This is a genomic window from Arenimonas sp. (assembly GCF_019459675.1).
Classification (GTDB): Bacteria; Pseudomonadota; Gammaproteobacteria; order Xanthomonadales; family Xanthomonadaceae; genus Arenimonas.
The window spans coordinates 1-7668 of sequence record NZ_JAIBFH010000288.1 but is presented as its reverse complement, the minus strand read 5'-3'; the positions used below and the strand labels follow the sequence as shown (position 1 = coordinate 7668).

The window sequence follows — 7668 nt, the reverse complement described above, 5'->3', positions numbered from 1 at the left end:
CCCCCCCCCCCCCCCCCCCCCCCCCCCCCCGGACCGGACTGCGGGCTTACTCGCCCTTGTTCAGCTGTTCGCGCAGCAGGGCACCGAGCTTGGTGGTGCCGCTGGCAGCGTCGAACGACTTGTTCACTTCGGCCATGTTCTCGACCAGATCGGCCTCGTCCTTGGCGCGGATGGAGAGCTGCATCACGCGGCCCTTGCGATCCATGCCGATGAACTTGGCTTCCACCGCGTCGCCGACCTTGAGGTACTGGGTGGCGTCGTCAACACGCTCCTTGGCGATGTCGTTGGCGCGCACGTAGCCCTCGATGCCGCCGTCGAGCTCGATCGTCGCGCCCTTGGTGTCAACTTCCTTGACCACGCCGGTGACGATGCTGCCCTTGGTGGTGGTGGCCATGTACTGGCCCACCGGGTCCTGCTCGAGCTGCTTCACGCCCAGCGAGATGCGCTCGCGCTCGGGATCCACGGCCAGCACCACGGCTTCCAGGTTGTCACCCTTCTTGTAGTTGCGGACCACGTCTTCACCCGTGGTGTTCCACGAGATGTCGGACAGGTGCACCAAGCCGTCGATACCGCCGTCCAGGCCGATGAAGATGCCGAAGTCGGTGATGGACTTGATCTGGCCGGAAACCTTGTCGCCCTTCTTGAACAGGGCCGAGAACGCTTCCCACGGGTTTGGGGTGCACTGCTTGATGCCCAGCGAGATGCGGCGACGCTCGCCGTCCACGTCCAGCACCATCACTTCGAGTTCGTCGCCCAGCTGGACGACCTTCGACGGGTTGACGTTCTTGTTGGTCCAATCCATCTCGGACACGTGCACCAGGCCTTCCACGCCCGGCTCGATCTCGACGAACGCGCCGTAATCGGTGACGTTGGAGACCTTGCCGAACAGGCGCGAGGAGGTCGGGTAACGGCGGGCGATGTTGTCCCACGGATCGTCGCCCAGCTGCTTGAGGCCGAGCGAAACGCGGTTGCGCTCGCGGTCGAACTTCAGCACGCGCACGTCGAGCTCTTCGCCCACGTTCACCACTTCGGACGGGTGGCGCACGCGCTTCCAGGCCATGTCGGTGATGTGCAGCAGGCCGTCGATGCCGCCCAGGTCCACGAACGCGCCGTAATCGGTGAGGTTCTTGACGACGCCCTTGATGACGGCACCTTCCTGCAGGCGCTCCATCAGCTGCTCGCGCTCGACGCTCGACTCGGACTCGACCACCGCACGGCGGGAGACCACGACGTTGTTGCGCTTGCGGTCGAGCTTGATGATCTTGAACTCGAGTTCCTTGCCTTCCAGGTAACCCGGGTCACGGACCGGACGCACGTCCACCAGCGAACCCGGCAGGAACGCGCGGACGTCGCGGATGTCGACGGTGAAGCCGCCCTTGACCTTGCCGCTGATGCGGCCGGTGACGATTTCGCCGGCTTCCATGGAAGCTTCGAGTTCGTCCCAGACCATGGCGCGCTTGGCTTTCTCGCGCGACAGCACGGTCTCGCCGAAGCCGTTCTCGAGGTATTCCAGGGCGACCTTGACGCTGTCACCGACGGCGACTTCGAGTTCGCCGGCTTCGTTACGGAACTGTTCGATCGGGATGATGCCTTCCGACTTCAGGCCGGCGTTGATCACGACCACGTCGGAGCGGATCTCGACCACGATGCCCGACACGATGGCGCCCGGCTTGAGCTTGTTGAGCGCGGTCTGGCTCTGTTCGAACAGTTCAGCGAATGATTCAGTCATTGTTGGATACTCGGTTGGACATACGGGCAGCGGCAGGACCGCGAACCCACTTGTTAGCGCTTGAGCGCGTGGATGGAGACTCCGCGCCGGATGGCGTGGGACCTCGTTTCTGCCTTGTGGGATCGCGACCCATGGGAACGCGATGCGCCGGGAACGGATTACGCCTGGCGGGGGCTTCGGAGGTTTTCCGGAAGCACCGCCAGCACGCGCTCTATCACCTCGGTGATGGCCGTACCGGTGGAGTCCACGATTACCGCGTCTTGGGCGGGTTTCAGGGGCGCCACGGCACGTCCTGCATCGCGCTCGTCGCGAGCGGCGATCTCGTGCAGCAGACTGTCAAGATTAACTGAAACCCCTTTGTCCTTCAACTGCTTATAGCGCCTTTGGGCGCGTTCGGCGGCGCTGGCGGTCAGAAAGACCTTGTAGGGGGCGTCCGGGAAGATCACGGTGCCCATGTCCCGGCCGTCGGCCACCAGGCCCGGCAGGCGGGCGAAGCGGTGCTGCAGGCCCACCAGGGCCGCCCGGACGGGGGGCTGGGCGGCGATGGCGGACGCGGCCGCGCCGGCCGTCTCGGTGCGCAGCTGGCGGGTGGCGTCCTTGCCGTTGACGATGACGTGGGGCTCGCCGGCCCCCTGGGTCTCGAACCGGATCTCGGTCCGGCGGGCACACAGGGCCACGGCCTCGGGGTCGCTCAGGTCCACGCCCTCCCAGGCAGCGGCCAGCCCGACCGCCCGGTAAAGCGCGCCCGAATCCAGATACCGCCAGCCCAGGCGCTCGGCCACGGCGCGACTGATGGTGCCCTTTCCGGAACCGGAGGGGCCGTCGATGGTCAGGATCGGGATCATGGGCATCCGGTGATTCTAGACGATGCGGGCTGGACGATGCCGGCTGGACGACGCGGGCTGGACCCTGCGCGCCGTGCGCTGCGTGCCCGACAGCGCGCCCTAGCCCTCGGCCGCCGCGGTGCGCAGGCCAAAGCCGGCCCCGCGCGCCAGCGTGTCGAAGCCGGGGAAGGACGTCGCCACGTTGGCGCAGTCGCCGATGCGCACCTCGCCGCTGGCACGCTGGGCGGCAATGGCCAGGCTCATGGCGACGCGGTGGTCGCCATGGCTGTCCACGCGGCCACCGTGCAGGGGGCCGCCGTCGATCACCGCGCCGTCCGGGGTCTCAAGCACGCTGGCACCCAGCGCCTGCAGCGCGGCGGCGGTCACCGCGATGCGGTCGGACTCCTTCACCCGCAGCTCGGCTGCGCCGCGCACCACCGTGCGGCCTTCGGCCAGCGCCGCGGCGACGAAAAGCGCCGGGAACTCGTCAATCATGTCCGGCACCAGGTGCTCGGGCACGCTGATGCCCCGCAGCGGCGAATACCGGACGCGAAGGTCGGCGACCGGCTCACCCCCCTGCTCGCCCGGCGACAGCGCCTGGATGTCGGCGCCCATCAGCCGCAGCGCTTCGAGCAGGCCGGTGCGCCGTGGGTTCATGCCGACCCGGCGCAGCAGCAGGTCCGATCCCGGCACCAGCGAGGCGGCCACCAGGAAAAACGCCGCCGAAGAAAAGTCGGCCGGCACGTCCACGTCCGTCGCGCGCAGCCGGTGGCCACCCGCCAAGTGGGCTTCGCCCGGCGAAAACCGGATCGGCCAGCCAAAGGCCGACAGCATGCGTTCGGTGTAGTCGCGGGTGGGATGCGGCTCGAGCACGCGCGTTTCGCCGGTGGCGTAAAGGCTGGCCAGCAGCACCGCAGACTTGACCTGCGCGCTGGCAACAGGAAGTTTAAAATCAATGCCTTGCAACACATTGTTGCCACTGATTCTAAGAGGCGGCAGCCCGCCTTCGCGGGCTTCGATCCGGGCACCCATCTGCCGGAGCGGGTCGATCACCCGCGCCATCGGCCGGCGCGACAGCGACGCGTCGCCTACCAACACACTGTCGAAGGACTGGCCCGCCAGCAGGCCGGCCAACAGCCGCATGCCGGTGCCGGCGTTGCCGCAGTCCAGGTCGCCCGGCGCGGCGCGCAGACCGTGCAGGCCAACGCCATGCACCACGCGGATGCTGGCGCTGGGCGCTTCGATGCGGACGCCCAACCGGGCGAAGATCGCGGCCGTGGACCGCGTGTCCTCGCCTTCCAGGAACCCCTGGACCCGCGACGTGCCGTCGGCGATGGCCGCCAGCATCACGGCCCGGTGCGACACCGACTTGTCGCCCGGGATGTCCAGCTCACCCTGCAGCGGCGTGCCCTGCCCGGCCAGCCAGTCCATCCGGTCCATGTTCACGGCAACACCTCGTCCAGGGCTTGAAGAAAACGCCGGTTCTCGTCGCGGGTGCCCACGGTGATGCGCAGGCAGGTGGGCAGCCCGTACCCGGCCATGGGCCGCGGCACCACCCCGCGGGCGACCAGGCCCGCTTCGAACGGAGCGGCGTCCCGACCGAAATCCACCAGCAGGAAATTGGTCTGCGACGCCGCGACGGCCAGCGCTCTTGCCTGGAGCGCGTCGTGCAGGGCTTCGCGCTCGGCGGCATTGCGGCGGCGCACCTGGTCCAGGTACGCCGCGTCGGCAAGCGCGGCCTCACAGGCGGCCAGGCCGGGGCCGTTGACGTTGAACGACTCGCGCACGCGCTCAAGGACCGCCACCAGCCCGCGGTTCGCCAGCAGGTAGCCCACCCGCAGCGCCGCCAGCGCGTAGCCTTTGGAGAAAGTCCGGGTCACCACCAGGTTGGGGTAGCGGTGCAGCAGCCGGGTGGCCGAGGCCAGCGCCGGGTCGGTGGCGAATTCGAGATAGGCCTCGTCAACCACCACGATCACGTCCGTGGGCAGCCCGGCAAGAAAAGCCTCCAGCTCCTGGGTGGGGAACCACGTTCCCGTAGGGTTGTTGGGGTTGGCCAGGTAAACCAGGCGCGTGGCCGGTCCCACGGCCGCACGCAGCGCGACCAGGTCGTGGCCCCGCGCCATCGCGTGGCCGGGGGGCAGCGGTTCGGCCAGCCGCAGCGTGGCGCCCGCGGCCTGCGCGGCCAACGCGTAAACCGCAAAACCATAGCGCGAAGCCACCACCTCGCAGCCCGGGCCGGCAAAGACCTGCGCCAGCATCATCAGCAGCTCGTGCGACCCGTTGCCCAGTGCGATCTGCGCCACGTCCACGCCATGGTGCAGCGCCAGCGCACGCTTGAGGTCGCCACCCAGCGGATCGGGGTAGCGACACAGCGAGTCCAAGGCTCCCAGCATGGCCTCACGCGCGGCCGGGCTGGGCCCGTGGCTGTTCTCGTTCGAGCCCAGTTCCACCAGCCCGCCGGCACCGTTGGCACGGCGCAGGGCCACCAGGTCCAGGCCCGGGTCGTAGGCACGCAGCCCACGAACGCCCGGCTGGGCAAGCGCGACGTAGTCCGGCGTTTCCATGGTCAGAGCAGGGCCACCGGATAGGAGCCGAGCACTTTCACGTCGGCCGCGTATTCGCCCAGTTCCGACAGCGCGCTGGCCACCCCGGCGTCGGCAACGTGGCCGCTGACGTCGATGAAGAACGCGTACTGCCAGCGCCCGGTGTGCGAGGGCCGTGATTCGATGCGGTTCATGCTGACGCCGTGGCGGGCAAAGGGGCTCAGCACGTTATAAAGCGCACCGGGCTGGTCGCGGACATACACCAGCAGCGAAGTACGGTCGTGGCCACTGGCCGAGAACAGCTCACGGCCCAGCACCAGGAACCGCGTGGTGTTGTCCTGGCGGTCCTGGATCGGGCCGGCCACCACCTTGAGGCCGTAGACATGGCCGGCGCTTTCACCGGCGATGGCCGCGGCGTCGTCGGAGGTCCGGGCCCGGCGCGCGGCTTCGGCGTTGCTGGCGACCGGGATCTTCTCGGCCTTGGGCAGGTTCTGGCGCAGCCACGCCTTGCACTGGGCCAGCGACATCGGGTGCGAGTACACGCGTTCGATGTCTTCCAGCCGGCCGGTGCGCGACATCAGGTGCTGGTGCACCGACAGCTCCACTTCCCCGCAGATTTTCAGCGGCGAAGTGAGGAACATGTCCAGCGTGGACTGGATGGTGCCCTGCCCCGAGTTCTCCACCGGAACCACGCCGAAATCGGCGTTGCCCGCTTCCACTTCCTGGAACACTTCCTCGATGCTGGCCAGCGGCAGCCCCTTGGCCGAATGGCCGAAATGCTTGTGCAGCGCCTGCTGGGAGAACGTGCCTTCCGGACCCAGGAAGCCGACCTTCAGCGGCTCCTGCTGGGCCAGGCAGGCGGACATGATTTCGCGGAACAGACGCAGCAGCACTTCGTCGCTCAAGGGGCCGTCATTGCGGTCCAGGACCTGGCGCAGCACCTGCGATTCACGCTCGGGCCGGTAATAGTCCACGGCCGCCTTCAGCGGCCCTTTGGCCTTGCCGACCTGCTGGGCCCAGCGCGCCCGCTCGGCGATCAGGGCCTGGATCTGCAGGTCGATGCCGTCGATGTGGCCACGCACGTCCGAAAGCTTCGGCGCCGGCTGGGCGCCTGGCTTGAGGGCCTTGTCGGGCTTGGGTTTGGCGGCGGCGCGCTTGGCGCCCGCCTTCCCCGGCTTGGCCGGGGCTGGTTTCTTGTTGGCCATGAGTCAACCGTTCCTGCGTGCGAAGTCGGCCATGAAGTCCACCAGCGCCTGCACGCCGGCCTCGGGCATGGCGTTGTAAAGCGAGGCGCGCATGCCGCCCAGGGCGCGATGGCCCTTGAGCCCCAGCAGGCCGGCCGCCGACGCATCGCGCAGGAAAGGCTGGTCGAGTGCGGGGTCGGCCAGGAAGAACGGCACGTTCATCCTGGACCGGGCGTCGACGGCGACCGGGTTGCGGTAGTAGCCGCCCGACCCGTCGATGGCCGCGTAAAGCTGCGCCGCCTTGCGGGCGTTGCGCTCGCCGATGGCGGCGGCGCCGCCTTCGGCCTTCAGCCACTGCAGCACCAGGCCCAGCATGTACCAGGCAAACGTGGGCGGGGTGTTGAACATCGAATCGTTGCCGGCCTGGTTGGCCAGGTCGAAAATGGGCGGCAGGTCGCGGCCGTGCTTTCCCAGCAGGTCCTTGCGGATGATGGCCAGGGTCAGGCCGGCGGGCCCGAGGTTCTTCTGGGCCCCGCCGTAAAGCACGCCGAAGCGGGCCACGTCGATCGGTCGGGACAGGATGTTGGACGACACGTCCGCCACCAGCGGCACGTCGCCCACGTCCGGGATGTCGTGGAACTCAACGCCGTGGATGGTTTCATTGGGCGTGTAGTGCACGAAAGCGGCACCGGGCGTCAGCTGCCATTGGTCGCGCGGCGGCAGGCAGGCATAGCCGCTGTCCCGGGCACTGGCGGCAACATGGGTGCGGATCGAAGGGCGGGCGTTGTCGATCGCCTTCTCGCCCCAGTGCCCGGTGATCACGTAGTCGGCCACCTGGTCGCGTCCGGCCAGGTTGAGCGGCAGCAGGGCCGCCAGCGTGGTGGCGCCGCCCTGCAGGAACAGCGCGTGGTAATCGTCGGGAATGGCCATCAGTTCGCGCAGGTCGCGCTCGGCGGCGGCGGCGCAGTCGATGAAGGCCTGGCCGCGGTGGCTGAGCTCCATCACCGAGGCGCGCTCGCCCTTCCACTCAAGCAGTTCGGCCTGGACCTGGCGAAGCACCGGCTCGGGCAACGTCGCCGGACCGGCGCTGAAATTGAAAGCGCGCGACATGTCAAAAACCTCGGGGATTTACTGCCATCTCAGGCTAGCACGGCGACGCCGCAGCCCGGAAGTTGGCTCAGCCCAAGATGCGCGCAGTACCCAGGAGCATTTGCTCGAAGTCGTCCGGCGGCAGCGCCTGCGAGAACAGATAGCCCTGGCCGTAGCGGCAGCCCAGCGCCTTGAGCATCGCCTGCTGGCCGCGGGTTTCGATGCCCTCGGCGGTCAGCGCAAGTCCCAGTTCGTCGGCGAAGGCGGTGATGGTGCGCACGATGGCGCGATGGCGCGGG

The 7668-nt window shown here is 68.5% G+C and carries 7 protein-coding genes; all 7 read right to left on the bottom strand.

The features are described 5' to 3' along the window. Window positions 1-46: 46 nt before the first annotated feature. The gene (gene rpsA / locus K0M70_RS09825; RefSeq protein WP_290781692.1) at window positions 47-1729 is read right to left on the bottom strand and encodes a 30S ribosomal protein S1; all 1683 of its coding nucleotides are present in this window, start codon (window positions 1727-1729) and stop codon (window positions 47-49) included. A 158-nt stretch (window positions 1730-1887) separates the two neighbouring features. Beyond that, window positions 1888-2580, bottom strand: a complete 693-nt coding sequence (gene cmk, locus K0M70_RS09820; RefSeq protein ID WP_290781691.1) for a (d)CMP kinase — start codon at window positions 2578-2580, stop codon at window positions 1888-1890. Window positions 2581-2673: 93 nt separating this feature from the next. Then, window positions 2674-3993, bottom strand: a complete 1320-nt coding sequence (aroA, locus tag K0M70_RS09815) for a 3-phosphoshikimate 1-carboxyvinyltransferase (protein WP_290781693.1) — start codon at window positions 3991-3993, stop codon at window positions 2674-2676. 2 nt (window positions 3994-3995) lie between these two features. Continuing rightward, window positions 3996-5117, bottom strand: a complete 1122-nt coding sequence (gene hisC, locus K0M70_RS09810) for a histidinol-phosphate transaminase (RefSeq protein ID WP_290781690.1) — start codon at window positions 5115-5117, stop codon at window positions 3996-3998. Window positions 5118-5119: 2 nt separating this feature from the next. Further along, complete coding sequence (gene pheA, locus K0M70_RS09805; protein WP_290781689.1) at window positions 5120-6301, bottom strand: prephenate dehydratase; 1182 nt, start codon at window positions 6299-6301, stop codon at window positions 5120-5122. 3 nt (window positions 6302-6304) lie between these two features. Next, on the bottom strand, window positions 6305-7390 hold the full coding sequence (gene serC / locus K0M70_RS09800) for a 3-phosphoserine/phosphohydroxythreonine transaminase (RefSeq protein WP_290781688.1): 1086 nt from the start codon (window positions 7388-7390) through the stop codon (window positions 6305-6307). A gap of 67 nt (window positions 7391-7457) precedes the next feature. Next, the coding region (locus K0M70_RS09795) for an EAL domain-containing protein (protein ID WP_290781687.1) at window positions 7458-7668 on the bottom strand (211 nt) is incomplete at its 5' end.